This is a genomic window from Pseudomonas sp. SWI36, assembly GCF_002948105.1.
GTDB classification, from domain to species: Bacteria; Pseudomonadota; Gammaproteobacteria; order Pseudomonadales; family Pseudomonadaceae; genus Aquipseudomonas; species Aquipseudomonas alloputida.
In genome coordinates, this window is the sequence record NZ_CP026675.1 from 2623159 (window position 1) to 2650124 (window position 26966).

A 26966-nucleotide genomic window follows, 5' to 3' on the forward strand; every position below is an offset into this window, starting at 1 on the left:
CAAGTGTGCGTCGTGGTTTTTCAGGGCAGGGGTTTTCCCTGCGTTTTCATGCGGTTCGGCAAAAATGGATCCAATAGGCTTTGCGCAGGCGTCAGGTATGACTTAGTGTTGTTGGGCAACCGCAGTTGCCATGGGATGGCACTGCGTCTTCTTTCAAATGGACTTGAGGTATTGCACCGTGCAAATGCTCACCCGCACGCACCAGGTAATGCGCGAACTGGTGCAGGCCAGTGCATTCGTTGAACTCAACCGCTTTTTCGACAGGCTTGAGGCTCAGTGGCGTCAGGCCCCGCCCGGCGAGTTCCCGGCCTACCTGGCGGCCATTGACGGGCACATGCTGCTCGACCAGGAAAACCAGGGCGACAGGGCCCTGAGCCAAGTGCTCAGAGCCTGGATTGACGCGTGCCCCAGGGCTTACCACCCACAAGTGGTAATGGGTATGCACTGCTTCCACCGAGCCTGCCAGGTGCAGGTTGATGGCCCACGCAACGCTGCACGCTTGCTGGCGGTCGCGCAAATTTGTGAATCCGCCACCGCGCACCTGTTGCGTGCAATGGACCGCTCTGCGCACCCCGTGGCAGCGGCCATTGGCATGCTGCGCATCAGTGCGCAGTTCCATGAGCCTGGTTGGTTGCTCCAACTGTTCCAGGGGGAGCCTGCACGCTTCAGGCCCAGTGCCCATGCCGATGTAGAGGTACAGGAAGCTGCAGCGCCGTTGCTGGTGAGGCATGGGCTTTTGCCCTTGGCCGAGCTGCCACAGGCGCTGCCGCGCTACCTGGGCAAGCGGGTCGACCATGAAAACGAGGACCCTCGCTATTACTGGCTGCGCCATGCGCTGATCGCCCGCCCCGGCTGCTTCGAAGCGATCCAGGCCCTTGCTGTGTACCTGCTGCCACGCTGGGGCGGCAGCCTCGATGCGTTCGAGCTGTTGATCAATGGCCCGTTGTGCGCAACCTGGGACGAGCCTTTGCGTAATGCGCTGCACTGGATGGCCGTCGAAGGCCGGCTGATGCTGCCACAGGCTGATCCGTTGCAAGCCGTCGCCGACTGGCAGCACGTGTTCGAAGACTGGTCACAACGCCCGTTGAGGCCCAGGGAACGTGCTGTCGTTCTGGCATGGCGGGGGGCGCTGCGCAGCGGGGCATCGGGCGACCATGCTGGCGCTATGCGCGACTTTGCCGCGAGCTTGGCGTGCAATGCCGATCTCGGCGCCATCCGCGCCATGGGCGTGCCGTTTCGCTGTTTGGCCGAGCTGATACTGCGCAATGGCATGGCAGATGAGAGGCAACTGTTACACAGCGCCATTGAGCGCCTGTGTGACGGCCGTTCACATGCTGCTGCCTGTGCATTACGCGCTGTCGGGCACCGTTTCGGGCTGTGGGCGCTGCCACGCTCGGCCGAGCAGGCAAGGCTATGGTTGCAACGGGCGGTGAGTCGCCAGTTCGCGGGCCAGGCACCGGGGTTCGAAGTGCTTGAAGTGGCGCGATTGCTGTGGGCAGCCAACCGGCATGAAGTGGCCTGCTACCTGTATGAACGCTGCGCCGAACTGAACCTGCCGGGTGCTGCCCTGGCCTTGTATGAGCTGCACCATGGCGGCCTGGCCAACACCCCGGCGCATTACCTGGACGACGAAGCAGCCGGGTACTGGCTGCAGCGTGCGGTGGAGGCGGGCAGCAGGCAGGCCAAGTACAACCTGGCCTGCCTGCGCATGGACGGCGATGAGGATCTGAACGAGCGCAGTGCCATGCTGGCGGTCAGGCGCCTGCTTGTCGACGCGCTGGGCAACGGGCAGACCAATGCGTGTGCGCGGTTGCACCTGGGGATTTTGTTACGCCGGTTTGGTGAGGCGCAGGAGCGAAGTGAGGCGGTTGCTTACCTGCTGAGCCTGGTCGAGCACCCGGACCCGTGGCTTGCAGGGCGTGCCAGCGCCGAACTGGGGCTGGCCTGGATGCAGGGGCGTGGCACCCGCAAGCAAAGCCGCTTTGCCGCCATCCAATGGGTCAACCGAGCGGCCAGCTTGCAACCAAGGGATTCGGCCATTGGTGATATCCAGGCCCAGATCCTCAATTCGCACAGCCGGGTGAAGACGTTGTTTACTCAGTGCGGGGCGGCATTGTTCCGCGGCACACTGCATGCAAGTGAGCTACCACCGAAACAGGCCTTTACCCACGCCGAGTCGTTGCGGGTTCAACCTGCATCGGACGGGCTCAGGCGCGCACATAAACCCAGGCTGTCAGGCCCGATGCAAGGGTGACTGCGACGCGCTTGTAGTCGGCAACTTCATAGCGGTCCGCCGCTGCCAGTTCGTCTTCGCTGATCTGGAAGACCATGCCGGCCACGCTGTCGTTGGCCTGGCTGCTGGGGGAAACGATGGGGTGATGAGACTTGCCGCTGGTCGCCAGTACGCCCGGGTCGGTGATCTCGACCCAGTCCAGGCGGTAGCCCGGCATACGGTCGGCCTGGCCGTTCAGCTCACGGCCAAAGTTGGCCAACTGCACGGCTTTATCCTGCAAGGTGCCGTAGGAAAACAACAGTACCGGGTATGCGCTGGAGGGCTGCATTCATTCATCCTGTGAAGTTGGGTTCAGCCGGGCTTCCAGCTCGGCTACCTGTTTTTCCAAGGCCTCAAGGCGTGCGCGGGTACGCGCCAGTACAACCATCTGGCTGTCGAACTCATCGCGGCTGACCAGGTCCAGCTTGCTGAAGGCGCCTTGCATCAACACTTTGAACTGGCTTTCGAGTTCCGCACGGGGCTGGGCGGCATCGCTGCTGAACAGGCGCGAGGCCTGTTCGCTCAGGGCATCGAGAAGGGCTTTGGGCGGGAGCATGGGGCTGTCCACTGAAACTGAGAAATGGCCGCCAGTGTAGCACGCACAAACCTGGCGCCTGAGTGCACATTGGCCTTCGTAGGAGCGGGTTTACCCGCGAAGAAAACACCGCGGTGGATGGCAAGGGCTTCGCCCGTGTTCGCGGGCAAGCCCGCTCCCACAGCGATCGCGCCAACTTTTAGAAATTGAGCAAGACAGTTGCTCACGAAAAAGAATGATCTGCGGTTTCTAATCCGTTGCACATTTTTCGCGCAACTTGCCCCGCTGCTGCGCACCGAAATTGTGCATGTTTCCCATGCTGGCGACTGGCCAATCCCGAGCAAATCACATAACGCGCTGTTTTTCGGCGCTTTGTCGGAACTGGCAAGGTTTCTGCAAAGACCTGTACGAGCCATGCACTGAAGCAGTTCCTTGTGACCAGGCAGTGCGCACGCGGAGCCGGATGCCGACGACGCGTTACAAAGCCAACCGCTGCGCTTAGACTTGAGACGGGTTTGTTTTCCTGGGGCAAGTCCACCAAATCGGGAGAGAGTTTCATGAAGCTAGTCACAGCCATCATCAAGCCGTTCAAGCTGGACGACGTGCGCGAGTCGCTGTCGGAAATCGGCGTGCAGGGCATCACCGTCACCGAAGTCAAAGGTTTCGGTCGGCAGAAGGGCCACACCGAGCTGTATCGCGGTGCTGAATATGTGGTCGATTTCCTGCCCAAGGTGAAGATCGATGTCGCCATCGATGACAAAGACCTTGATCGGGTAATCGAAGCCATCACCAAGGCAGCCAACACCGGCAAGATCGGTGACGGCAAGATTTTCGTGGTGAATCTGGAGCAGGCGATCCGCATCCGTACCGGCGAAACCGATACCGACGCGATCTAAGCAGCAAAAAAGCCTCACCAAACCCAACGCCCCAGGAGAAAACAACATGACTCTGCGTAAGATCGCAGGGCTAGGAGCCCTATTGTCCCTCGTAATGCCCGGGCTTGCCCTGGCAGAGGAAGCTGCCCCAGCGCTTAATTCCGGCGACACCGCCTGGATGCTGACCGCAACGGCGCTGGTGCTGTTCATGACCATTCCGGGCCTGGCCCTGTTCTATGGCGGCATGGTGCGATCCAAGAACGTGCTGTCGGTGATGATGCAGTGCTTTGCAATCACCGGCCTGATGAGCATTCTCTGGGTCGTCTACGGCTACAGCATGGCCTTCGATACCGCCGGTATGGAAAAGGGCGTGCTTAACTTCAACTCCTTCGTTGGCGGCTTCTCCAAGGCCTTCCTCAGCGGCGTCACGCCCAACAGCCTGACCTCGGCCACCGCGCTGTTCCCTGAAGCGGTGTTCATCACCTTCCAGATGACGTTCGCCATCATCACCCCGGCGTTGATCGTCGGTGCCTTTGCCGAGCGCATGAAGTTCTCGGCGATGCTCGTATTCATGGGTATCTGGTTCACCCTGGTGTATGCGCCGATCGCCCACATGGTGTGGAGCGGTGACGGTGCCCTGATGTGGGACTGGGGCGTACTGGACTTCGCTGGTGGCACCGTGGTGCACATCAACGCCGGTATCGCAGGCCTGGTCTGCTGCCTGGTACTGGGCAAGCGCAAGGGCTACCCGACCACGCCGATGGCCCCGCACAACCTCGGCTATACCCTGATGGGCGCAGCGATGCTGTGGATCGGCTGGTTCGGTTTCAACGCAGGCTCTGCTGCTGCCGCCAATGGTACTGCCGGCATGGCCATGCTGGTCACTCAGATCGCTACCGCCGCCGCCGCCCTGGGCTGGATGTTCGCCGAGTGGGTCGGTCACGGTAAGCCAAGTGCTCTGGGCATCGCTTCGGGCGTGGTTGCTGGCCTGGTCGCCATCACCCCGGCTGCGGGCACCGTCGGGCCGATTGGCGCGCTGATCATCGGCCTGGTTTCGGGTGTGCTCTGCTACTTCTGCGCCACCACGCTCAAGCGCAAACTCGGCTATGACGATTCGCTGGATGCCTTCGGCGTGCACGGTGTTGGCGGCATCATCGGCGCCATCCTCACGGGTGTATTCGCGGCTCCGGCGCTGGGCGGCTTCGGTACCGTCACCGACATCGGCATGCAAGTCTGGATCCAGGCCAAAGGTGTGATTTTCACCGTGGTCTACACCGCCATCGTCACCTACGTGATTCTCAAGGTGCTGGATGTGGTGATGGGCCTGCGGGTCAACGAAGAAGAAGAGTCGGTCGGCCTCGACCTGGCTCAGCACAACGAGCGCGGCTACAACCTGTAACTGCGACGCGGTAAAAACTTGCCCGGCTTGCCGGGCATTTTTTTGCCAGTTTTTCAGCATTTCCCGCACGGCAAACGGTTTATTCGACACGTTCGTGACGTAGGTAAAAAACTTACAAGCCGCAGGGCGTTTATGGTGCTTTGCTTTTTCCACGGGCGCGCTAGAATGCGCGCCGAAGGGTGTTTGACGAGTAGTCCACACACTTCGCCAGCCTTTGCTAGGCTTGCCAATAGCGTGTGGCCAGCAGGGGCTAATGGATTTGTCAGGTCCTGCCAGGAGCAGGGCCTGCTGGGTGCCGCCTCCCATCAGGAGTGCCGACCCAAGGGCAGTGGCCTAACCCACGGCCAGTTGAATTTTCACTGGTGGCTGCCGGTCTACGGCTGCACTGGTCTATAACCAACCTGCTTTTCGCAAGTCATGAGGTAGAACATGAGCGACGACGATCTGGAAAATGATGACCTCGAAGTAGGCGACGAAGACGAGGGTGATGAGGTCCTTGAAGGGGCGGCTGACGACGGCGTGGAAGACGCTGGCGATGACGACAGCAGCCCGGCACCCGTTGCCAAGGGCAAATCCAAGGCAGCAGTCTCGGTAGACGAGATGCCGAGCATGGAAGCCAAGCAGAAAGAGCGTGATGCACTGGCCAAGGCGATGGAAGAATTCCTTTCTCGCGGTGGCAAGGTGCAGGAAGTCGAGGCCAACGTGGTCGCTGACCCGCCCAAGAAGCCAGACAACAAGTACGGCAGCCGCCCTATCTGAGTGGCTGATCGCAAAAAAGCCCGCCGTCGCTGCGGGCTTTTTTATGCCTGTGGGTTTTGTGTTGCCTGTGCCGGCCTCTTCGCGGGCATGCCCGCTCCCACAGGTTCACCACAGGGTCCAGGGCCTGCGCGGTCCCTGTGGGAGCGGGCGTGCCCGCGAATGGGCCGCAAAGCGGCCTCCGTCAGCGCCAGCGCGCGAGCACGTCGGGCAGCTGCGACAGGCGCTGGATTTCGGCATCCGGCGCCTGATCGCCAGTCCAGGCCTTGCCCTGCGGGTTGAACCACACCGCGCGCAAACCGGCGCGCTGAGCACCGGCAATGTCATCGCCAGGGTGATCGCCGATGTGCACCGCCGCACCCGCGTCCACCTCGCCGCGGCGCAACGCTTCGAGGAACGGCGCCGGGTCTGGCTTGCCAATGCCCAGGTCCTCGGCGCACAGGGCAAAGCGGAAGTAATCGGCCAGCCCCAGCCGGCTGACGTCGGCATTGCCGTTGGTGACCACGCCCAGGATGTATTGATGGCGCAAGATCTCAAGCACCGGTTGTACCTCTGGGAAGATCTCCACCTGGTGGCGCGCATGCAGGAACACTTCGAAGCCTTCGTTGGCCAGCGCCTGTGCGTGCTGCTCGCTGTAGCCGACCTCTTCCAGGGCATGGAACAGCACGCGCCTGCGCAGGGCGCTGATGCGGTGCTTGAGGCCGGGCTCTGCTTGCACCAGGCGCTCGCGGATGGCGAACAGGTGTTCCACCGGCACGCTGCCGAGGGTTGGTGCGTTGGCTTCGAGCCAGTCGCGCAGCACGACTTCCGCGGTGGCAATCACCGGCGCGGTGTCCCACAGGGTATCGTCGAGGTCGAAGGTGATCAGCTTGATGCTCATGAGTCTGTGCCTTTGCTGCGTTTGGCCCGAGGGTGGGCGCTGTCGTACACCGCGGCCAGGTGCTGGAAGTCCAGGTGGGTGTAGATTTGCGTCGTGCTGATGTCGGCGTGGCCGAGCATCTCCTGCACCGCGCGCAGGTCCTGGGATGATTCCAGCACATGGCTGGCGAAGGAATGGCGAAGCATGTGCGGGTGCAGGTGTTGGCCCAGCTCACGCTCACCGGCAACCTTTACCCGCAGCCTCACTGCCCGGGGGCTGATGCGATTGCCCTGGCGGGTAATGAACACTGCACGGTCGCGTGGGTTGCCGATGCCGCGCAAACGGTACCAGGCCTGCAACGCCTCGCGAGCCTTGCGACCCACCGGCAGTACGCGGGCTTTTCCACCCTTGCCCAGTACCTGCACCAGGCCGGCGGCGAGGTCGAGGTGATCAAGATCGAGGTTGGTCAGTTCCGATAGGCGTAGGCCCGAGGAATAGAACAGTTCGAGGATCGCCTGGTCCCGCCGGGCGATGAAGTCGTCGTCGACGCCACCATCGAGCAGCTGCAGTGCGCGGTCGGTATCCAGTACCTTGGGCAGCCGCCGCTCACCTTTGGGCGCGCTCAGGCCGTTGGCCGGGTCGTGCTGGCACAGGCCTTCGCGGTTGAGGTAGCGGTACAGGCCGCGCACTGCCGACAGCAGGCGTGCCAGGCTGCGCGGAGATTGGCCATGGTGGTGCAAGCGGGCGATCAGCTGGCGCAGCTGCTGGATTTGCAGCGCCTGCCAATCGGCAATGCCGTGTTCTGCGCAGTAGGCGATGACTTTTTCCAGGTCGCGACGGTAGCCCTGCGAGGTGTGCTCCGACACCTGGCGCTCGTTGCGCAGGTGTGCGCAATAAGCCTCCAGCTGGCGTTTCATCAGCGTACCGGGCGCAGGGTCTGGGTAACGCGTGGCACAACGCGGCCAAGCACCTCGGCGATATAGCCGAGGAAAAGGGTACCGACGCTGCTCTTGTAGTGTTGCGGGTCGCGGCTGCCGATGGCCAGAACCCCATGCAGCCCTTGGTACTCAAGAGCTGCCACGGCGCTGGAGCCTACTTCCCGGCGCTGTTCTTCACCGAACAGGAACGCCAGCTCGTGCTCGCGCAGGTTGCCACTGACGGTCTTGCCACCGCCCAGCAGGGCACCGATGGCTTGCTGCGCCTCGGCATTGCTGACCCAGCGCCCGACCGGCGCGACGTTGTCGCCGAACAGGATCAGGCTGACGAAGGGCACCTGGAATTCCTGGCGCAGGCTGTCTTCGACCGCCATTACCACTTCTTCCAGGCTACCGGCATCGAGCAGGTCAAGGATCAGCCGGCGGGTCTTGTCGAACAGCCGGTCGTTGTCGCGGGCCACGTCCATCAGTTGCGACAGGCGATGGCGCATTTCGATGTTGCGGTCACGCAGCAGCTTGAGCTGGCGTTCCACCAGCGACACGCTGTCTCCTCGCTGATGCGGGATGTGCTGTTCGATCAGCAGCTCGTCGTGCTCGGCGAAGAAGGTGGGGTGGGCGCGCAGGTAGGCGACCACCGCTTCGGCATCGAGCTCGGCGGACTGCTTGGGTACAACCTTGGGCTGATCGGTCATGGCGGTTACTCGTTTAGAGACGAACCTGTCCTTCATAGACGCGTACGGCCGGGCCAGTCATCATCACGGGCTTGCCGGGGCCGGCCCATTCGATGTGCAGGCGGCCACCGGGCAGGTCGAGGGACACCGGGGAGTCCATCCAGCCCTGGCTGATCGCCGCCACGGCCGCGGCGCAGGCGCCGGTGCCGCAAGCCTGGGTTTCGCCGGCGCCGCGTTCCCACACGCGCAGGTTGGCGCGGTGGCGGTCGATGACTTGAATGAAGCCGGCATTCACCCGCTGTGGGAAGCGTGGGTGGTTTTCGATCTTCGGGCCCAGCTCGTGCACGGGGGCAGTATGCACGTCGTCGACACGCAGCACGGCGTGCGGGTTACCCATGGACACGGCGGCTATGGAATGCAGCTGGCCGTCGACCTCCAGTGGGTAGCTCAGCGCCTGCGCGTCAGCAACGAAGGGGATTTCGGCAGGGATGAAGCGGGGTGGGCCCATGTCGACACTCACCTGGCCGTCGTTCTGCACGTCCAGCACGATGATGCCGCTCTTGGTTTCCACGCGGATGCGCTTTTTCGCGGTCAGGCGCTTGTCCAGCACGAAGCGGGCAAAGCAGCGCGCACCGTTGCCGCATTGCTCGACCTCGGAGCCGTCGGCGTTGAAGATGCGGTAGCGGAAGTCCACTTCCGGGTTGTTCGGCGCCTCGACGATCAGCAACTGGTCGAAGCCGACACCGGTATGGCGGTCACCCCATTGCTTGGCGTGCTTGGGCTGGATGTGCGCGTGCTGGCTGACCAGGTCCAGGACCATGAAGTCGTTGCCCAGCCCATGCATCTTGGTAAAACGCAGCAGCATGGGCTTACTCCGGCAGCAGGCTTTCGCCAGCATACAGTTCGGCGACGGTCTCGCGGCGGCGTACTTCGAACGCCTGGTCGCCGTCGACCAGGATTTCAGCGCAACGGCCGCGGGTGTTGTAGTTGGAGCTCATGACAAAACCATAGGCGCCCGCGGACTCTACGGCCAGCAGGTCACCTTCGGCCAGGTTGAGTACGCGGTCCTTGCCGAGGAAGTCGCCAGTCTCGCAGATAGGGCCGACCAGGTCATAGGCACGGCCTTCGCCTGCACGTGGCTTGACCGCGCTGACACCCATCCAGGCCTGGTACAGGGCCGGGCGGATCAGGTCGTTCATCGCTGCATCGATGATGGCGAAGTCCTTGTGTTCGGTGTGCTTGAGGTATTCCACGCGGGTCAGCAGCACGCCAGCGTTGGCGACGATGTAGCGGCCTGGTTCGAACACCAGGGCCAGGTCGCGCTCGCCCACGCGCTCGCGGATGGCCTTGATGTAGTCGGCCACCCGTGGTGGCTGTTCGTCGCGGTAGCGCACGCCGACACCGCCACCCAGGTCCAGGTGGCGCAGGTGTATGCCGCACTCGGCCAGGCGGTCGACCAGCACCAGCAGGCGGTCGAGGGCGTCGAGGAATGGCTCGACGGTGGTCAGCTGCGAGCCGATGTGGCAGTCGACACCGACCACTTCCAGGTTCGGTAGCTGTGCGGCGCGTACGTAGATGGCCTCGGCATCGGCAATGGCGATGCCGAACTTGTTTTCTTTGAGGCCAGTGGAGATGTACGGGTGGGTACCGGCATCGACGTCCGGGTTGACCCGCAGCGACACCGGGGCAACCTTGCCCATTTCGGCGGCGACTACTTGCAGGCGCTCCAGCTCGTCGGTGGATTCGACGTTGAAGCAGTGCACGCCAACTTCCAGGGCGCGGCGCATGTCTTCACGGGTTTTGCCGACGCCGGAGAACACCACGCGGTCGGCACGCCCGCCAGCGGCCAGCACACGTTCCAGTTCACCACCGGAGACGATGTCGAAGCCTGCGCCCAGGCGCGCCAGCACGTTCAGCACGCCAAGGTTGGAGTTGGCCTTGACCGCGAAGCACACCAGGTGCTCGGTGCCTTGCAGGGCGTCTGCGTAGCTACGGTACTGGGCCTCGATGTGGGCGCGCGAGTACACGTAGGTGGGGGTGCCGTAACGTTCAGCAATGGCCGACAGGGCCACGCCTTCCGCGAACAGCTCACCGTCGCGGTAGTTGAAAGCGTTCATCTGGTTTCCTTACTGCGCTGGCGACTGCTCGGGCTCGGACTCGGACTGCAGCTCGGGCTGCTGTTCTTGTGCCGGGGCCGGCTTGGCTTTTGGCTGGTGCTGGTGCGACGTGTGCGCTTTGCCGTTATCGCCATCTTCAGGCAGATACAGCGGGCCTTTCTGGCCACAGGCCGAAACGAGGCAGGCAACAGCGACCAGCGCCGCGAAGGAGGAAATCAGGCGCTTCATGGGTGAAATCCTTAGAAAAATGCAGTATTGCGCCCGAGTATACCGAGCGACCGGCGGCTTGCCTATGCAAGGACCGGTCCGCCGGGCGGGCTATGCTTAGCCCCTGCGCAGCCCCCCGTAGGAGCGGGCTCGCCCGCGAAGAGGCCGGTGAACGCAACGGCTAAACCTTTGCATTCGGCGGCAAGCGCCCGTATCTTGCCCGGCTTGCCTGTAACGCAGCCAATTTCGAGGTTCCTGCAATGAGTTTGAGTGAAGCGCGTTTCCATGATCTGGTCGACGCGACCCAACAGGCCCTGGAAGATCTGTTCGACGAGAGCGGTCTGGACCTGGACATGGAGAACTCAGCCGGTGTCCTGACCGTCAAGTTCGAGGGCGGTGCCCAGCTGATCTTCAGCCGTCAGGAGCCACTGCGCCAGCTGTGGCTTGCCGACCGCTCCGGTGGTTTCCACTTCGATTACGACGAAGACAGTGGCAAGTGGGTGTGCGAAAAGAGCGAAGAGTTGCTGGGTGAAATGCTCGAGCGTATCGTCTGGGAGCGGGCCGGCGAGAAGCTGGACTTCGACGAAATCTGACATGAGTAACGCCCAGGCCCGGCCGCCCAAGCCGCTTTACAGCAACGTCAGCCCTGCAGTGCCGTCACCGTGCATCAGCGTATGCCGGCTGGACGAACAGCGGGTGTGTACCGGTTGCCATCGGCATGTCGAGCACATTCGCGAATGGCGCTCGGCCGATGACGAACGGCGCCGGCAGATCTGCCGCGAGGCCCAGGTCTTGCGCGAGCAGGCTAAGGCACACTGAGCGCAGGGGCTTGAGTATTTGCCCGGCTGTGGTAGTGTCGGGTTCTGCGTCGGTGACGCCAAAGCCTTCTCAAACCCCGCCCTTGGGCGGGGTTTTGCTTTATTTGCACATTGAAAACTGCCTGTTCAAAGGAGTCTGACTGGATCATGAGCACCAAGCCTTCCCTCATCCTCACCCGATTGGACGTACAGCGTCTGGAGCGTCTGATCGACAGCCTCGACGAGAGTACGCCGGGTGTGCTCGCCCTGCAGGACGAGCTTGACCGCGCCGAGCAGGTGGTCGGTCACGAGGAAGTGCCGGCGGGCGTGGTGACCATGAACTCGCGGGTGCACTGCCGTGAGGAAGCCAGCGGCAAGGACTACCACCTGACACTGGTGTACCCCAAGGATGCCGGGCCGGAAGGCAAGGTCTCGATCCTGGCGCCGATTGGCTGCGCCTTGCTGGGGCTGTCGGTGGGCGAGCAGATCGACTGGCCGGCGCCGGGGGGCAAGACCCTCAAGCTGAAGCTGCTGGAAGTGGAGTACCAGCCGGAAGCAGCGGGCGATTACGACCTGTAAGGGCCAGGGGGCCGCTGCGCGGCCCGATTGCAGCACAAGGCTGTTCCACAGCAGTCTTGTGCTGCGAGTTCAGGCGCCCTGCGCCAAAACCTGTTCCAGCCCCTCATTCAAAGCCTGCTCCAGCACCCGCTTGTAGCTCAGGTAGATCTGCGTTGCCCCCAGCCGGTCATCCAGCAGCTCGGACAAATCCAGGTCGGTGATATAGCACCGGTACCGCTCTGCGCCACGGCGCTGACCGATGATCTGCCGGGCCACCACCGCGTACAGCTGCTCACCATGTTCCAGTTCGGAAAACTCCTGCTGGTCGCAGTACAACGTCACATGCGCCACACCCGCCACACCGGCCTGGATAATCGCCTGTACCTCATAGTAAGGCTGGTCGCTGCCCTCGGCCGGGGCCAGGCGCGGCTCGATGCTGCGTGCCTTGCCTGGGCCGGTGGGCAACAGCTGCGCGAAGTGGATATCCAGCGAGGCGGGCCGCAGGCTATCGAGGGGCAGGCGTGCATCGCGGCGCATCACCACCGAGCGCAGAAAGCGTTGCAGTGGCAACAGCAGATGCGCTTCGTCATGCAGCGGCAGGCGTTGTTGCCACAATGCGTTGTATTCATCCAGCACATACACGTCGGCCCAGCCGCCCTGCAGGCGGTAGAACACCTGAATGCAGGCTGGCCGGCCTTGCTCCAGCACCAGGCGCAGGTCGTGATCCTGCAGGGCATTGGCATCCAGGTACAGCGGGCTGTAGGCACTGCGTTCTTCGCCCAGGTAGGCCAGCAGCGCCTCATGCTCGGCCAGGGTCGTCAGGCTGACATGCTCGGGCAAAAGCTCCAGCACATGGGTGTGTTGGGCCACTTGTAGCAGGTAGCGGTGGTGGAGCCCTTGGTCCCGCAGCAGCTGCACAGTGTCGAAAATTTCCTCTACGCGCTGGCCGATAGGCTGGGCGCGGCTTTGGCAGAAGCAGCGTACCCGCACCCGTGGCCGGTGGCCGCGCTGCGCCGGGCTGTTGAGGAAGTCGCGCAGGCAGCGCACCAGCGCGTGTTCGCCGTCATAGCGCTGGACCAGCACCTCGTTCCAGCTGTTGACGGTGACCTGGTCCAGGGTCAGCACCAGGTTTTCGCGCACGCCAGCGTAGCTCAACGCGTCGGTGCGCTCTGTGGTCATCAGCACGTTCAGGTCGCGGTGGTGGCGCAGCGGGTCGACGCCGACGTTGACCAGCAACAACACCTCATCGGCAACGCTGGGCTGCAAAAGGCGCACTTCGCTGACGGTCGGCAAGGGCAGGGGGATACTTTGCCGCAGACAGCCCAGCAGGTTGAACAGCTCGAACTCCCCGAGGTCGCTGGCCCCTGGATGCAGCGCCATGCGGGTGCTGCTGTCGATCACCCCGTTGCGATGGGCCCAGGTCAGCAGTTCGAGTAGCTCGCGGCAGCGCTTCATCGGGCTGAAGTGCTGTACTTCATGGGTGCTCAGGTTGCCGCTGTACAGCTCCCAGTGGTAGCTGCCCGGCTCCTTGCGGTTGGGTGCCTGGACCAGCGTCAGGGTGTCTTCGGCGAGGTCAGGGGCGATGCCGGGGTTAATCACTTCGACCTTGCCGGCGCGGCGCTCGAAGGCGGCGTACAGGCGCCGGCCCAGCACATTGAGGTCGCGCTGGTCGGCGCGGCTGCTGGCGTTCTGGGTGCGGGCGAACTGGCTGAGGAAGCGATAACTGAGGTTAAGCTCGGCCACCAGCTCACGCCGCTCGACGGCGACCTGCTGCACTTTCCATCGGCTGCGGCTGTCCAGCAGGGCCAACTGGCGCTGGTCCCAGCCCCATTCGTCGGCCAGGCGCTGCAGCAGCCGACGTTGCCAGCCATGGCTGCGGCCCTGGTCGCTGAGCTTCTTGTTCACCTTCAGGTACAGGCTGCGTCTTACCAGCTCCAGGCGCGCGGTTTCGCCGCGTTGCAGCAGGTAACGTTCGATGCGCCGGTAGACCATCACGTAGGGGTCCAGCTCGTCGAGGTCGAGCTGGTTGGCAAACACTGCCTGCTTGTAGTCCAGGCTCAGGCAGCGCACCGCAGGGTGTTCGCTGGCGTAGGCTTCGGTCAGCAGCAGTTTGAGCAGCGATTTGTAGGGCGAGTCGATGCCTTTGAACAATTGCCACAGGCCTGCGCCGACGAACTCACCGGGCGGAATGTGCGCCAGGTTGCCGAGGTCAAGGGCTTCCTGGCTGCGGATGAAGCGCTTGGACAGCAACGTCTGGGTGTAGCTGTAGTAGTTGTGTTCCTCGTACACCGGTACCAGCCACCACAGCGGCGTACGCCCGGCCAGCCACAGGGTGGTGCGGTAGAACTCGTCCAGCAGCAGGTAGTGCTGGGTGGTGCCGCAGTCGTCGGAGCCGAGCTGGCCATCGCGCTGACCCTGGGCGAAGCCCTGTGTGTCGATCAGGAAAAAGTGTGCTTCGGCGCCCAGGCTTGCCGCCCAGGCCTCCAGCAGCTGGCACTTGCGGCGCAGCTCACCCAGCAGCTGTTCGGGCAAGCCGGGTGCATGGCACACCCACAGGTCCATGTCGCTGTGCTCGGCCTGCGCCAGCGAGCCCAGGCTGCCCATCAGGAACAGGCCGTGGATCGGGCGTGGCGGGTTGCCATGCTGGGCCTTGTAGGTGAACGAGCGGGCCAGGCGTTGGGCATCTGCCACCAGCTCGGCGCTTGGCTCGTAAGCCGATACGCCCGCGGGGGTGCTGCCGGAAACGTAACCCGGCAATAGCGGGTGGTTCACGTGAAACAGCAGCGGCAGCAATGACAGTACCTGTTGCTGGCGCGTTGACAGGCCTTCCTTTGCCCGCTGCAGTCGGCCCTGGTTCAGATGCAGGAAGCGCGCACGCAATGTCGCCAGGACCTTGCGGTCGATGCCTTCGTCCAGGTCAGGGCGGATTTCGTGAGGGTGGTTCATTGCGCGCTCGGGCAGGCCATTGAAGCTGTGGCGAGTTTAGCCTGAGTGGCGGGGTCGGATAAGCGGTAATTGAAATTTTGGCGCCATTTTTCCAGCGCGGGCCTGCTCCAGCTTTCGCTGCGCTTCAGGCATGATGGGCGCATTGAGTTCATGTAGAGAGTGTCCAATGCGTGTATGGATCGATGCCGACGCCTGCCCCAAGGCGGCCAAGGATCTGATCGTCAAGTTCGCCCTCAAGCGCAAGTTCGAGGTGGTGATGGTGGCGGGGCAGGCGGTGGCCAAGCCGGCGTTCGCGATCGTGCGCCTGATCGTGGTGCCCAGCGGCATGGATGCGGCCGACGATTACATTGTGGAGCACGCCGTGCCGGGCGAGCTGGTGATCTGCAGTGACGTGCCGCTGGCCGACCGCCTGGTGAAAAAGGGCGTGGCCGCGCTGGACCCGCGTGGGCGCGAGTTCGACGAGCGCAACATGGGCGACCGCCTGGCGGCGCGCAACCTGTTCACCGAGCTGCGTGAGCAGGGCCAGGTGGGGGGCGGGCAGGCGGCCTATGGCGAACGTGAGAAACAGGCGTTTGCCAATGCACTGGACCGGATCATTGCCCGGCTCTCGAAAGGCTGACAGATTCCTGTAGGCGACAGCCCAGGCTGGCGCGGTGGATGGCACCGGCTCTGCCGGTGTTCGCGGGTAAACCCGCTCCTACAAGCGATCGCGCAGTTGCCCCACAGGCTATCGCGCAGTTGCCCCACAGGTACCGCGTGGCCTTGAAGCCTGCGCTGGACCTGTGGGAGCGGGCATGCCCGCGAAGAAGCCAACGCAGTAACTTACTCGTGCGTCAGCTCCAGCACTCGGTCCACCAGCTTGTAGATCCCGCCCGCCGCCTCGCTGATCGACTTGGCCTCCATGTACGCCGGGGTAGTCACGAGCTTACGCTGGGTGTCTTCGACAATGTCGTGTACATCGCATTCTTCATGGGTGCCGCCCATCTTTTCGACAGCCGCCGCAGTGCCGGCATCGCGCCCGATGGTGCAGACCACGCCCGGCCCGTAGATCTTCGCCGCCAGCGCCGGCGAGATGCAGATCAGGCCTACGGGTTTGCAGGCGTCGGCAAAGGCTTCGGCCAAGGCCAGCACGTCTGGGTTCACGCTGCAGTTGGCGCCTTCCACGGCAAAGTTGGAGAGGTTTTTTGCTGCCCCGAAACCGCCCGGCACGATCAGCGCATCGAAGTCTTCGGCCTTGGCCTCACGGATATCCCTGACCTCGCCGCGGGCGATGCGCGCCGACTCCACCAGCACATTGCGCGATTCGGGCATTTCTTCGCCGGTCAGATGGTTGATTACATGCATCTGTGCGATGTTCGGCGCGAAGCACTGCACCTGCGCACCGCGCTGGTCGAGGCGCAGCAGCGTGATCACGCTTTCGTGGATTTCGGCGCCGTCATACACGCCACAGCCGGAAAGAATCACCGCTACTTTTTTTGTCATGCTCATTACTCCAGTGTCGAGGCGCTAAATGTCCTCTAGTTTGGCAGATGTCGCCATAGGGATTCCTGCGGGGGCGGCCTAATCTTGGTGGATAACACCTGAGGTCGCGCCCATGGACCTGATACTGCTGGCCGTGCCGTTCTTTTTTGTGCTGATAGCCGTTGAGCTGGTCGCCGACCGCGTGCGCGGCCAGCACAATTTCACCCTGGCCGACTCGATCAACAGCCTGAGTACCGGCGCACTGTCGACCAGTACCGGCCTGCTGACCAAAGGCGTAGGGTTGGTCACCTATGCCCTTGCCTTCGAGCACCTGGCGCTGCTGCAATTGCCGGTGCAGGCAGGGTGGGTCTGGTTGCTGGCCTTTGTCCTGTACGACTTCTGTTACTACTGGCTGCACCGCCTGGGGCATGAGCGCAACGTGCTGTGGGCTGCGCACTCGGTGCATCACCAGAGCGAGGAGTACAACCTCACCACGGCGCTGCGCCAGACCAGTAGTGGGTTCATCTTCTCGTGGCTGTTCTACCTGCCGCTGGCGCTGCTGGGCGTGCCGCCACTGGTGTTCATTACCGTGGCCTCGCTCAACCTGCTGTATCAGTTCTGGGTACATACCCGGCATATTCCCAAGCTTGGCTGGCTGGAGTGGGTGTTGATCACGCCGTCCAATCATCGCGTCCACCATGCGCAAAACCCTGCTTACTTGGATCGCAATTACGGTGGTGTGTTCATTCTCTGGGACCGTCTGTTCGGCACTTTCAAGGAGGAGGACCCGGCCGAGCCGGTGGTGTTCGGGGTGACCACGCCGCTGGCCAGCTGGAACCCGCTATGGGCCAACCTGCAGTTCTATGCCCAGCTCTGGCATGACGCCCGGCGCACCACCAGCCTGTGGGACAAGCTGCGTATCTGGTTCATGCCTACCGGCTGGCGCCCGGCCGATGTGGCCGCACGCTACCCACAGGCCAAGCAGGACCTGGCGCTGTTTCGCAAGTTCGAGATTGCCCTGGGGCGCGGGCAGCAAGCCTATGTGGCGGCGCAGTTCGTGGTTTATGTGGCCTTGGGCAGCTACCTGATGGACGTGGCCGACCGCGTGCCGGCCGCCGCGCTGGTGCTCGGCTGGTCACTGATGGCGTTCGGTTTGTTCGTGCTGGGCGCGTTGCTGGAGAACCGGCCCTGGTCTGCACGCCTGGAGTTGGCGCGGTTGTGTCTGAATGCGCCGGCATTGTACCTGGCCGGCGCCTTGGGCTTAGCGGTGGTCGCGCCGCTGGCCTGGCTTCTGCTCGTGGCCTACAGCCTGCTCAGCCTCTGGGGGCTGGGCCTGGCTCGCCGCCCTGCGCTCCGCGCGCAGAGTACGGAAGCGCCGGCGCAGCCACAGCAGGCCGCCCAGCGCCACCAGGCCGCCAAGCACCCATAGCTCGTAACGTTTGACGTTGCCCAGCAAGCCTTCGAGGATGGCGCCGAAGTGGTAGGCGGCGGCGCCCAAGGCCACTGCCCAGATGCCCGCGCCAATCCCGTTCAACAGCAGGTAACGGCGTGGCGGGTAACCCGACAGGCCGATGGCCACAGGCATGACCGTGCGTAAACCATAGACAAAGCGGAAGCTCAGCACCCAGATATCGGGGTGGCGGCGGATGTGGTCCAGCGCCCGGTCACCCATTGCCTGCCAGCGCGGCTTGCGCGCCAGGATCCTGCGCCCGTGGCGTCGGCCCATGAAATACCACAACTGGTCGCCCGCGTAGCTGCCGAAGAAGGCCACCAGGCATACCAGATTGATATCCATGTAACCGCGGAACGCAAGGAATCCCGCAAGCACCAGAATGGTCTCGCCTTCAAAGAAGGTGCCTAGAAAAAGGGCGAAGTAGCCGAAATCCTGCAGGAATTGTTGAAGCATTTTCTGAGGTGCTGGCGAAATGAACGCGCAGCCTACCCCTTCGCGCGCGTTCGTGAAAGTGTCCAAATGTGTCTCGACGTGAACATTTCCAGCGCAGACAATGCCACAAGCCACTTGCCACGGCTTGCCCATGTGTGTAACACGGGCGTCATAATGAGCGCTTATCTTGCCGCTCAATAGATGATAGGGCGTTAACGTCCTCAGGAACGCCAGATGAATAATGAAGTGCTAAGCCCTGTCGCGATCAAGGATGCTCAGGAGCTCCCAGAAGAGATGCTGCAGACCCCGCCAGACCTGCCTCCGGTGGCCGAGCCTGTAGCGGAACAGGTGGTCGAGCCTGTGGCTCCGGTGCCCGCGCCGTCCCCGGCCATCGCCGTCCCTGGCCTGGACGACAGCAGCCTGTACATTCATCGCGAACTCTCGCAACTGCAGTTCAATATCCGGGTGCTGGAGCAGGCACTGGACGAGAACTACCCGCTGCTGGAACGCCTCAAGTTCCTGTTGATCTTCTCCAGCAACCTCGACGAGTTCTTTGAGATTCGCGTCGCCGGCCTGAAGAAGCAGATCAACTTCGCCCGTGAACAGGCCGGCGCCGATGGCCTGCAGCCGCACCAGGCGCTGGCGCGTATCAGCGAACTGGTGCACACCGAGGTAGAGCGCCAGTACGCGATCCTCAACGACGTGCTGCTGCCTGAGCTGGAAAAGCACCAGATCCGCTTCATCCGCCGCCGCTACTGGACACCCAAGCTCAAGACCTGGGTACGCCGCTACTTCCGCGACGAAATTGCTCCGATCATTACCCCGATTGGCCTCGACCCGACTCACCCGTTCCCGCTGCTGGTGAACAAGAGCCTCAACTTCATAGTCGAGCTCGAGGGGGTGGACGCCTTCGGTCGCGACTCGGGCCTGGCGATCATTCCGGCGCCACGCCTGCTGCCGCGGGTTATTCGCGTGCCGGAAGAGGTGGGCGGCCCAGGCGCAAACTACGTGTTCCTGTCGTCGATGATCCACGCGCATGCCGACGACCTGTTCCAGGGCATGAAGGTGAAGGGCTGCTACCAGTTCCGTCTGACGCGCAACGCCGACCTGGCGCTGGACTCTGAAGAGGTCGACGACCTGGCCCGCGCGCTGCGCGGCGAGCTGTTCTCGCGCCGCTACGGTGACGCCGTGCGCCTGGAAGTGGCCGACACCTGCCCGAAACACCTGTCGGACTACCTGTTGAAGCAGTTCAGCCTCAGCGAAAGCGAGCTGTACCAGGTCAATGGCCCGGTCAACCTCACCCGCCTGTTCAGCATCACCGGCCTGGACAGCCACCCGGAACTGCAATACACACCGTTCACCCCGGCGATCCCCAAGCTGCTGGCGAACGCTGACAACATTTTCAGTGTGATCAGCAAGCAGGACATCCTGCTGATGCACCCGTTCGAGTCCTTCACGCCAGTGGTCGACCTGCTGCGCCAGGCCGCCAAGGACCCGCACGTGCTCGCCGTGCGCCAGACCCTGTACCGCTCGGGGGCTAACTCGGAAATCGTCGACGCCCTGGTGGACGCGGCGCGTAACGGCAAGGAGGTCACTGCGGTGATCGAGTTGCGTGCGCGTTTTGACGAAGAGTCCAACCTGCAGATGGCCAGCCGCCTGCAAGCGGCTGGTGCGGTAGTGATCTACGGTGTGGTTGGCTTCAAGACCCACGCCAAGATGATGCTGATTCTGCGCCGCGAGCAGGGCGAGATCGTGCGTTACGCGCACCTGGGCACCGGTAACTACCACGCCGGCAACGCCCGCCTGTACACCGACTACAGCCTGCTGACTTCTGACGATGCGCTCACCGAAGACGTCGGCAAGCTGTTCAGCCAGCTGATCGGCATGGGCAAGACCCTGCGCATGAAGAAGCTGCTGCATGCGCCGTTCACCCTGAAAAAGGGCATGCTCGACATGATCGCGCGGGAAACCCAGTTTGCCCTCGAAGGCAAGCCGGCGCACATCATTGCCAAGTTCAACTCGCTGACCGACGCCAAAGTCATCAAGGCGCTGTACAAGGCCAGCCAGTCGGGCGTGAAAATCGACTTGGTGGTGCGTGGCATGTGCTGCCTGCGCCCGGGCATTCCGGGGGTTTCGCACAACATTCAGGTGCGCTCGATCATTGGCCGCTTCCTCGAGCACACGCGGGTGTTCTACTTCCTCAATGGCGGCGAAGAGCAGATCTACCTGTCCAGCGCCGACTGGATGGAGCGCAACCTCGACAAACGTGTCGAGACCTGCTTCCCGGTGGAAGGCAAGAAACTGTTGCTGCGGGTGAAGAAGGAGCTGGAAGGCTACCTGACCGACAATACCCACGCCTGGACCTTGCAGCCAGACGGGCGCTATGTGCGCAGCACCCCGACCGGCAACCAGAACCCGCGCAGCGTTCAGGCGACCCTGCTGGAGCGCCTGAGCAACCCGGTCCTCAACGTACGCTGAGGACGAAGCCGACCCGGGCCAGCCACTCCGCCTCGTTGGCGAAGTCGGCCTGGGTCAGCTGGTTCTGCTGCAGCCAACCGTCAGGGAAGGCTACATCCAGGCTGTTGTCCCCGCCGTTCAGTTCTACCTTTGGCATTTGCTGAGTGCCGCGGATGTGGTGGAACAGGATGGCAAAGCGCAGCAGCACGCACAGGCGCAGCAGCTTGACCCCTTCATCACCCAGTTCGGCGTAACGGTCCTTGGGGATGTTGCGGCGGTGGCCACGCACCAGCAGGGCCATCATCTGCTGATCTTCCCGGGAAAAGCCTGCCAGGTCCGAGTGCTCGATCAGGTAGGCGCCGTGCTTGTGGTAGTGATAATGGGCAATGTCCAGCCCGATTTCGTGCACTTTCGCGGCCCAGCCCAGTAGATCGCGCCAGTTTCCGTCTTTCAGGTCCCAAGCGTCGGCCACCTGGTCGAATGCGTGCAACGCCTTGCGCTCGACGCGCGCAGCCTGGCCCTGGTCCACGTGATAGCGCTCCATCAGCGAGTTCAGGGTGCGTTCGCGCACGTCTTCGTGGTGGTGGCGGCCAAGCAGATCGAACAGCACACCTTCGCGCAGGGCGCCGTCGCAGTGGTCCATGCGGTTCAGTTCAAGGGCATCGAAGATGGCTTCGAGAATCGCCAAGCCCGCCGGGAAGATAGTGCGGCGGTCTGGCTTGACGCCGTCGAAGTCGATCTTGTCGACCTCGCCCAGCTTGAACAGCTTGCGTTTGACCCAGGCCAGCCCTTCGGCGTTGACCTCGCCATTGCCCAGGCCGCCGGCCTTGATGGCCGCGCCGATGGCGCGAATGGTGCCGGATGAGCCAATGGCCTCATCCCAGGTCAGGCGGTGCAGGGCATTTTCGATGCTCATCAGTTCCAGACGCGCGGCAGTGTAGGCCTGGGCATAGCGGGCCGGGGTGATCTTGCCGTCGCGGAAGTAGCGCTGGGTAAAGCTCACGCAACCCATCTGCAGGCTTTCGCGCAGCAGCGGCTCGAAGCGCTGGCCGATGATGAACTCGGTACTGCCGCCGCCGATGTCGGCCACCAGGCGCTTGCCGGGGGTGTCGGCCAGGGTGTGCGACACGCCCAGGTAGATCAGGCGCGCCTCTTCACGGCCAGAGATGACCTCCACCGGGTGGCCGAGGATGGCTTCGGCGCGCTGGATGAATTCGTTACGGTTGCGCGCTTCGCGCAAGGCGTTGGTGCCGACGATACGCACGGAGCCTGCCGGCATGCCGTTGATCAGCTGGGAAAAGCGCTTGAGGCAATCCAGGCCTCGTTCCATTGCCTCTTCACTGAGCATGCGCTCTTCGTCGATGCCTGCGGCCAGTTGAACCTTCTCGCCGAGCCGCTCAAGGATGCGGATTTCGGTATGGTGGGCCTTGGCCACGACCATGTGAAAACTGTTGGAGCCAAGGTCGATGGCGGCGATCAGGGACAGGTTCTTCGCGATGGTATGCGGCATGATCTGGTTGTTCTCGGTCGTTAACCTGGCAATCGTGCCACGATAGCAGGCTATCGCCAACGCGTGACACTCAGCCGTTGTACTGGCCTTGATGCAAGGCAATGTGCCATTCGATTCTATGACGGCCATATGACAGTTTCGATTCGCGGCGTCTTGCGCAACTATAGTTACACTCAATCGTCCGTGGCTTCCTGTCCGGCGTAGGTGCGGCTATCATGGGCCACGTTTTTTGCTTACGACCCTGGAGATATCCATGAGCAGCGATCTGATCAAACATGTCACCGACGCCTCCTTCGAAGCCGATGTCCTGAAGGCCGAAGGCGCGGTACTGGTCGACTACTGGGCTGAATGGTGCGGTCCATGCAAGATGATCGCTCCGGTTCTGGACGACATCGCTTCCACCTACGAGGGCAAACTGACCGTCGCCAAGCTGAACATCGACGAGAACCAGGAAACCCCGGCCAAGCACGGTGTGCGTGGTATCCCGACGCTGATGCTGTTCAAGAACGGCAACGTCGAAGCCACCAAGGTTGGTGCACTGTCCAAATCGCAGCTGGCCGCATTCCTCGACGCCCACCTGTGATGTGAAAAGGCCCCGCAAATGCGGGGCTTTTCTTTTTCAGAGCACTAGACGCAGAAAAAAGCAAGTGTTACATTCGGCCTCGCACTGCTTTTCCAGTGCCCTCTACATGCCGTCGCCGAAGCATCCCTAATTCGAATCAGTACGCGATCCTGTCGCCATCCAGCGGCGCGGCCTCATTAAGCCAGAAGCTTAATTCTCCCTTCTTACATGATTACGTCATTCCCCTTATGAACCTGACTGAACTCAAGCAAAAGCCGATTACCGATCTTTTGGAAATGGCCGAACAGATGGGCATCGAAAACATGGCCCGTTCGCGCAAACAGGACGTGATTTTCGCCCTGCTGAAGAAGCATGCGAAAAGCGGCGAAGAGATCTCGGGTGACGGCGTGCTGGAGATTCTCCAGGATGGTTTCGGTTTCCTGCGTTCGGCTGATGCGTCCTACCTGGCCGGCCCAGACGACATCTATGTCTCGCCCAGCCAGATCCGCCGTTTCAACCTGCGTACCGGCGACACCATCGTCGGCAAGATCCGCCCACCGAAGGAAGGGGAGCGTTACTTCGCCCTGCTGAAGGTCGATACCATCAACTTCGACCGCCCGGAAAACGCGAAGAACAAGATCCTGTTCGAAAACCTGACGCCGCTGTTCCCGAACAAGCGCCTGAAGATGGAGGCCGGTAACGGCTCCACCGAGGACTTGACCGGTCGCGTCATCGACCTGTGCGCCCCGATCGGCAAAGGCCAGCGCGGCCTGATCGTTGCCCCGCCGAAAGCCGGTAAGACGATCATGCTGCAGAACATTGCGGCCAACATCACCCGTAACAACCCTGAGTGCCACCTGATCGTCCTGCTGATCGACGAGCGCCCGGAAGAAGTGACCGAAATGCAGCGCACCGTGCGTGGCGAAGTGGTTGCTTCCACCTTCGACGAGCCGCCAACCCGCCACGTGCAGGTTGCCGAGATGGTGATCGAGAAGGCCAAGCGCCTGGTCGAGCACAAGAAAGATGTGGTTATCCTGCTGGACTCGATCACTCGACTGGCGCGTGCCTACAACACCGTGATCCCGAGCTCCGGCAAGGTGCTGACCGGTGGTGTCGACGCCCACGCCCTCGAGAAGCCCAAGCGCTTCTTCGGTGCTGCGCGTAACATCGAGGAAGGCGGTTCGCTTACCATTATCGCCACTGCGCTGGTTGAAACCGGCTCGAAGATGGACGAAGTGATCTACGAAGAGTTCAAGGGTACCGGCAACATGGAGCTGCCGCTGGACCGCCGCATCGCTGAGAAGCGTGTGTTCCCGGCCATCAACATCAACCGCTCCGGCACTCGCCGCGAAGAGTTGCTGACCGCTGACGACGAGCTGCAGCGTATGTGGATTCTGCGCAAGCTGCTGCACCCGATGGACGAAATCGCTGCCATCGAGTTCCTGGTCGACAAGCTCAAGCAGACCAAGACCAACGATGAGTTCTTCCTGTCGATGAAGCGCAAGTAAGCTTCCCGATCAGGCAGTAATTGGGGCCGCCTTGCGGCCCTTCGCGGGCACGCCCGCTCCCACAGGTTAAATACAATCCTTGTGGGGGCGGGCGTGCCTGCGAAGGGGCGCAAGGCGGCCCCAATGCATTTTCCCCCCCAAACAAGGCCCGAACGGCGCTACACTCTGCACCCCGACCGATACGGCCAACACGAGGCTCCTGCATGCAGTATCGCGACTTGCGCGACTTCATCCGTGGCCTGGAACAGCGCGGCGAGCTCAAGCGCATCCAGGTACCGATCTCCCCCGTCCTGGAAATGACCGAGGTCTGCGACCGCACCCTGCGCGCCAAGGGCCCGGCATTGTTGTTCGAAAAGCCCACCGGCTTCGACATCCCCGTGCTGGGCAACCTGTTCGGTACCCCGGAGCGGGTGGCCATGGGCATGGGCGCCGAGTCGGTCAGCGAACTGCGGGAAATCGGCAAGCTGCTGGCCTTCCTCAAGGAGCCCGAGCCGCCCAAGGGCCTGAAGGACGCCTGGTCGAAGTTGCCGATCTTCAAGAAGGTCGTGTCGATGGCGCCAAAAGTGGTCAAGGACGCGGTGTGCCAGGAAGTGGTGGTCGAGGGGGATGATGTCGACCTCGGCGCATTGCCGATTCAGCACTGCTGGCCTGGCGACGTGGCGCCGCTGATTACCTGGGGCCTCACCGTGACCCGTGGCCCGAACAAGGACCGCCAGAACCTGGGCATCTACCGCCAGCAGGTGATCGGCCGCAACAAGGTGATCATGCGCTGGCTCAGCCACCGTGGCGGCGCCCTCGACTACCGAGAGTGGTGCGAGAAGAACCCCGGCCAGCCGTTTCCGGTCGCCGTGGCGCTGGGCGCTGACCCGGCGACCATTCTCGGCGCCGTGACCCCGGTACCGGACACTCTTTCTGAGTACGCCTTCGCCGGCCTGCTGCGAGGCAATCGCACCGAGCTGGTCAAGTGCCGTGGCAGCAACCTGCAGGTACCGGCAACCGCCGAGATCATTCTGGAAGGGGTGATCCACCCGGGTGAAATGGCCCCGGAAGGCCCGTACGGCGATCACACGGGCTACTACAACGAAGTGGACAGTTTCCCGGTGTTCACCGTCGAGCGCATCACCCACCGGCAAAAACCGATCTACCACAGCACCTACACCGGCCGGCCGCCAGATGAGCCGGCCATTCTCGGCGTGGCGCTGAACGAAGTGTTCGTGCCGATCCTGCAGAAGCAGTTCCCGGAAATCACCGACTTCTACCTGCCGCCGGAAGGCTGCTCGTACCGCATGGCGGTGGTGACCATGAAGAAACAGTACCCCGGCCACGCCAAGCGCGTAATGCTGGGTGTGTGGTCGTTCCTGCGACAGTTCATGTACACCAAGTTCGTTATTGTCACCGATGACGATATCAACGCTCGTGACTGGAACGATGTGATCTGGGCCATTACCACGCGCATGGACCCCAAGCGTGATACGGTAATGATTGACAACACCCCGATCGACTACCTGGACTTTGCGTCACCGGTGTCGGGGCTGGGTTCGAAGATGGGCCTGGACGCTACTCACAAGTGGCCGGGCGAGACTACACGCGAATGGGGCCGGGTCATCGTCAAGGATGAGGCCGTCACCCGCCGTATCGATGAGCTGTGGGATCAGTTGGGAATAGATTGATGCAGGTAACGTTGCAGCCGTCCGGGGCGGTGCTGGCGCTTGAACCCGGGGAAAGGATCCTGGATGGAGCACGGCGGCTGGGCTATGACTGCCCAAACAGCTGCCGCAATGGCAATTGCCATGTTTGCGCCGCGTTGTTGGTTGAAGGACGGGTTCGCCAGGATGGTGAAGTCCGCGACCATGGCGAGTTGTTCACCTGCATTGCCGAACCGCTGGAGGACTGCGTGTTGCTCTGGGACGGTGTGCTTGCCTTGGGCGAGCTGCCAGTGCGCAAGCTGGCGTGCAGCGTCAGTGAGTGCGTCGACGTCGGCGGCGACGTCTGGCGGGTGCGCCTGCGTGCGCCTGCCGGTAAACCTCTGCGTTATCACGCGGGGCAATACCTGATGATCGAACGTGAGGGCGGCAAGCAGGCAGCTTTTTCGCTGGCGTCCGCGCCACATGCCGGGCGTGAACTGGAGCTGCATGTGCTGGCGCGTGAGCCCAGTGCGGTGCAACTGATCGACCAGCTGAGGCGAGATGGCCTGGCGCGCATTGAAATGCCGTTTGGCGACACCCACCTGGCCGAACTGCCCGACGGGCCGCTGGTGCTGATTGCCGCCGGCACTGGCATGGGCCAGATGCACAGCCTGGTCGAGCACTGCCGGGCTCAGGGCTTCAAGCACCCGGTACACCTGTACTGGGGGGTGCGCCGGCCGGAGGATTTCTATCAGATCGAGCACTGGGACGAATGGCAGCGTCTGCCTAACCTGTTCCTGCATCAAGTGGTCAGCGACCTGTGTGGCTGGGAAGGCCGCTGCGGCATGCTGCATGAAGCGGTCTGCGACGACATTGCCGACCTCAATAGCGTGCATGTGTATGCCAGCGGCTCACCGAACATGATCTATGCCACGCTCGACGCCTTGGTCGAAGCCGGTATGGATGCGCACCGCATGCGTGCCGATGTGTTCGCCTACGCGCCGCGCGGTTAATAACCGAAGTTTGAAAGT

At 62.7% G+C, this 26966-nt stretch carries 25 protein-coding genes and 1 pseudogene; 14 read left to right on the plus strand and 12 right to left on the minus strand.

What is annotated here, in order from left to right; genetic code table 11:
* Positions 1 to 184 precede the first annotated feature (184 nt).
* Positions 185 to 2254: a DUF4034 domain-containing protein gene (locus C4Q27_RS12615; protein WP_081273160.1), complete on the plus strand. Its 2070-nt coding sequence runs from the start codon at positions 185 to 187 to the stop codon at positions 2252 to 2254.
* Here C4Q27_RS12615 and C4Q27_RS12620 read toward each other — a convergent pair.
* Positions 2208 to 2561, minus strand: a complete 354-nt coding sequence (locus tag C4Q27_RS12620; protein ID WP_020190994.1) for a gamma-glutamylcyclotransferase family protein — start codon at positions 2559 to 2561, stop codon at positions 2208 to 2210. The genes C4Q27_RS12615 and C4Q27_RS12620 overlap by 47 nt on opposite strands.
* Positions 2562 to 2828 carry an accessory factor UbiK family protein gene (locus C4Q27_RS12625; RefSeq protein WP_014592818.1) on the minus strand — a complete coding sequence of 89 codons (267 nt, stop codon included), beginning with the start codon at positions 2826 to 2828 and terminating at the stop codon, positions 2562 to 2564.
* Between the two features lie 536 nt (positions 2829 to 3364).
* Between C4Q27_RS12625 and glnK the strand changes: the two genes are divergently transcribed.
* The 3 genes from glnK to sutA all read left to right on the plus strand — a co-directional run bounded on the left by glnK (position 3365) and on the right by sutA (position 5840).
* Positions 3365 to 3703: a P-II family nitrogen regulator gene (glnK, locus tag C4Q27_RS12630; protein WP_002555808.1), complete on the plus strand. Its 339-nt coding sequence runs from the start codon at positions 3365 to 3367 to the stop codon at positions 3701 to 3703.
* A gap of 46 nt (positions 3704 to 3749) precedes the next feature.
* On the plus strand, positions 3750 to 5081 hold the full coding sequence (locus tag C4Q27_RS12635; RefSeq protein ID WP_003253642.1) for an ammonium transporter: 1332 nt from the start codon (positions 3750 to 3752) through the stop codon (positions 5079 to 5081).
* A 429-nt stretch (positions 5082 to 5510) separates the two neighbouring features.
* A complete protein-coding gene (gene sutA / locus C4Q27_RS12640) occupies positions 5511 to 5840 on the plus strand; it encodes a transcriptional regulator SutA (protein WP_003253643.1) in 330 nt (109 codons plus the stop codon).
* 181 nt (positions 5841 to 6021) lie between these two features.
* On the opposite strand, the gene C4Q27_RS12650 is transcribed toward sutA, so the two are convergent.
* The 6 genes from C4Q27_RS12650 to C4Q27_RS12675 are packed head-to-tail and all read right to left on the minus strand — an operon-like array spanning position 6022 to position 10647.
* Positions 6022 to 6717 (minus strand): HAD family hydrolase, encoded by a 696-nt coding sequence (locus C4Q27_RS12650; RefSeq protein WP_010955750.1) that lies wholly within the window; start codon positions 6715 to 6717, stop codon positions 6022 to 6024.
* The gene (gene xerC / locus C4Q27_RS12655) at positions 6714 to 7613 is read right to left on the minus strand and encodes a tyrosine recombinase XerC (protein WP_064491273.1); all 900 of its coding nucleotides are present in this window, start codon (positions 7611 to 7613) and stop codon (positions 6714 to 6716) included. The genes C4Q27_RS12650 and xerC overlap by 4 nt, the downstream gene beginning before the upstream one ends.
* Complete coding sequence (locus tag C4Q27_RS12660) at positions 7613 to 8323, minus strand: DUF484 family protein (protein ID WP_014592815.1); 711 nt, start codon at positions 8321 to 8323, stop codon at positions 7613 to 7615. The genes xerC and C4Q27_RS12660 overlap by 1 nt, the downstream gene beginning before the upstream one ends.
* 13 nt (positions 8324 to 8336) lie before the next feature.
* Entirely contained in the window at positions 8337 to 9167 is an 831-nt protein-coding gene (gene dapF / locus C4Q27_RS12665) for a diaminopimelate epimerase (protein WP_014592814.1), read from the minus strand.
* 4 nt (positions 9168 to 9171) lie between these two features.
* Complete coding sequence (gene lysA / locus C4Q27_RS12670; RefSeq protein WP_010955746.1) at positions 9172 to 10419, minus strand: diaminopimelate decarboxylase; 1248 nt, start codon at positions 10417 to 10419, stop codon at positions 9172 to 9174.
* A 9-nt stretch (positions 10420 to 10428) separates the two neighbouring features.
* Positions 10429 to 10647 carry a lipoprotein gene (locus C4Q27_RS12675; RefSeq protein ID WP_010955745.1) on the minus strand — a complete coding sequence of 73 codons (219 nt, stop codon included), beginning with the start codon at positions 10645 to 10647 and terminating at the stop codon, positions 10429 to 10431.
* 239 nt (positions 10648 to 10886) lie between these two features.
* On the opposite strand from C4Q27_RS12675, the gene cyaY reads away from it, so the two are divergent.
* From cyaY to rnk, 3 genes are all read left to right on the plus strand, one after another.
* Positions 10887 to 11219 (plus strand): iron donor protein CyaY, encoded by a 333-nt coding sequence (gene cyaY / locus C4Q27_RS12680; RefSeq protein WP_004575827.1) that lies wholly within the window; start codon positions 10887 to 10889, stop codon positions 11217 to 11219.
* Position 11220: 1 nt separating this feature from the next.
* The gene (locus tag C4Q27_RS12685; protein ID WP_064491272.1) at positions 11221 to 11445 is read left to right on the plus strand and encodes a DUF1289 domain-containing protein; all 225 of its coding nucleotides are present in this window, start codon (positions 11221 to 11223) and stop codon (positions 11443 to 11445) included.
* Positions 11446 to 11591: 146 nt separating this feature from the next.
* The gene (gene rnk, locus C4Q27_RS12690) at positions 11592 to 12002 is read left to right on the plus strand and encodes a nucleoside diphosphate kinase regulator (RefSeq protein WP_003253652.1); all 411 of its coding nucleotides are present in this window, start codon (positions 11592 to 11594) and stop codon (positions 12000 to 12002) included.
* 69 nt (positions 12003 to 12071) lie between these two features.
* Here rnk and C4Q27_RS12695 read toward each other — a convergent pair whose 3' ends face one another.
* Complete coding sequence (locus tag C4Q27_RS12695) at positions 12072 to 14927, minus strand: class I adenylate cyclase (protein WP_104886914.1); 2856 nt, start codon at positions 14925 to 14927, stop codon at positions 12072 to 12074.
* A 166-nt stretch (positions 14928 to 15093) separates the two neighbouring features.
* Here C4Q27_RS12695 and C4Q27_RS12700 point away from each other — a divergent pair, with 166 nt between their 5' ends.
* Positions 15094 to 15546 carry a YaiI/YqxD family protein gene (locus C4Q27_RS12700; protein ID WP_014592810.1) on the plus strand — a complete coding sequence of 151 codons (453 nt, stop codon included), beginning with the start codon at positions 15094 to 15096 and terminating at the stop codon, positions 15544 to 15546.
* A gap of 203 nt (positions 15547 to 15749) precedes the next feature.
* Here C4Q27_RS12700 and elbB read toward each other — a convergent pair whose 3' ends face one another.
* On the minus strand, positions 15750 to 16409 hold the full coding sequence (elbB, locus tag C4Q27_RS12705) for an isoprenoid biosynthesis glyoxalase ElbB (protein ID WP_104886915.1): 660 nt from the start codon (positions 16407 to 16409) through the stop codon (positions 15750 to 15752).
* Between the two features lie 112 nt (positions 16410 to 16521).
* On the opposite strand from elbB, the pseudogene C4Q27_RS29800 reads away from it, so the two are divergent.
* Positions 16522 to 17100, plus strand: a pseudogene (locus C4Q27_RS29800) (sterol desaturase family protein); the annotation flags it as partial.
* A 549-nt stretch (positions 17101 to 17649) separates the two neighbouring features.
* On the opposite strand, the gene C4Q27_RS12715 reads toward C4Q27_RS29800, so the two are convergent.
* Complete coding sequence (locus C4Q27_RS12715; RefSeq protein WP_177410006.1) at positions 17650 to 18294, minus strand: DedA family protein; 645 nt, start codon at positions 18292 to 18294, stop codon at positions 17650 to 17652.
* 213 nt (positions 18295 to 18507) lie between these two features.
* Here C4Q27_RS12715 and ppk1 point away from each other — a divergent pair, with 213 nt between their 5' ends.
* On the plus strand, positions 18508 to 20751 hold the full coding sequence (gene ppk1 / locus C4Q27_RS12720) for a polyphosphate kinase 1 (protein ID WP_064491269.1): 2244 nt from the start codon (positions 18508 to 18510) through the stop codon (positions 20749 to 20751).
* On the opposite strand, the gene ppx is transcribed toward ppk1, so the two are convergent.
* Entirely contained in the window at positions 20738 to 22240 is a 1503-nt protein-coding gene (ppx, locus tag C4Q27_RS12725) for an exopolyphosphatase (RefSeq protein ID WP_104886916.1), read from the minus strand. The genes ppk1 and ppx overlap by 14 nt on opposite strands.
* Before the next feature lie 253 nt (positions 22241 to 22493).
* On the opposite strand from ppx, the gene trxA reads away from it, so the two are divergent.
* The 4 genes from trxA to C4Q27_RS12750 all read left to right on the plus strand — a co-directional run bounded on the left by trxA (position 22494) and on the right by C4Q27_RS12750 (position 26948).
* On the plus strand, positions 22494 to 22823 hold the full coding sequence (gene trxA / locus C4Q27_RS12730) for a thioredoxin TrxA (protein WP_003253660.1): 330 nt from the start codon (positions 22494 to 22496) through the stop codon (positions 22821 to 22823).
* Positions 22824 to 23050: 227 nt separating this feature from the next.
* Entirely contained in the window at positions 23051 to 24310 is a 1260-nt protein-coding gene (gene rho, locus C4Q27_RS12735; RefSeq protein ID WP_003253661.1) for a transcription termination factor Rho, read from the plus strand.
* 203 nt (positions 24311 to 24513) lie between these two features.
* The gene (gene ubiD / locus C4Q27_RS12745) at positions 24514 to 25980 is read left to right on the plus strand and encodes a 4-hydroxy-3-polyprenylbenzoate decarboxylase (protein WP_020192776.1); all 1467 of its coding nucleotides are present in this window, start codon (positions 24514 to 24516) and stop codon (positions 25978 to 25980) included.
* Positions 25980 to 26948, plus strand: coding sequence for a CDP-6-deoxy-delta-3,4-glucoseen reductase (locus C4Q27_RS12750; protein WP_003253665.1), 969 nt, complete (start codon positions 25980 to 25982; stop codon positions 26946 to 26948). The genes ubiD and C4Q27_RS12750 overlap by 1 nt, the downstream gene beginning before the upstream one ends.
* The last annotated feature ends 18 nt before the right edge of the window (positions 26949 to 26966 follow it).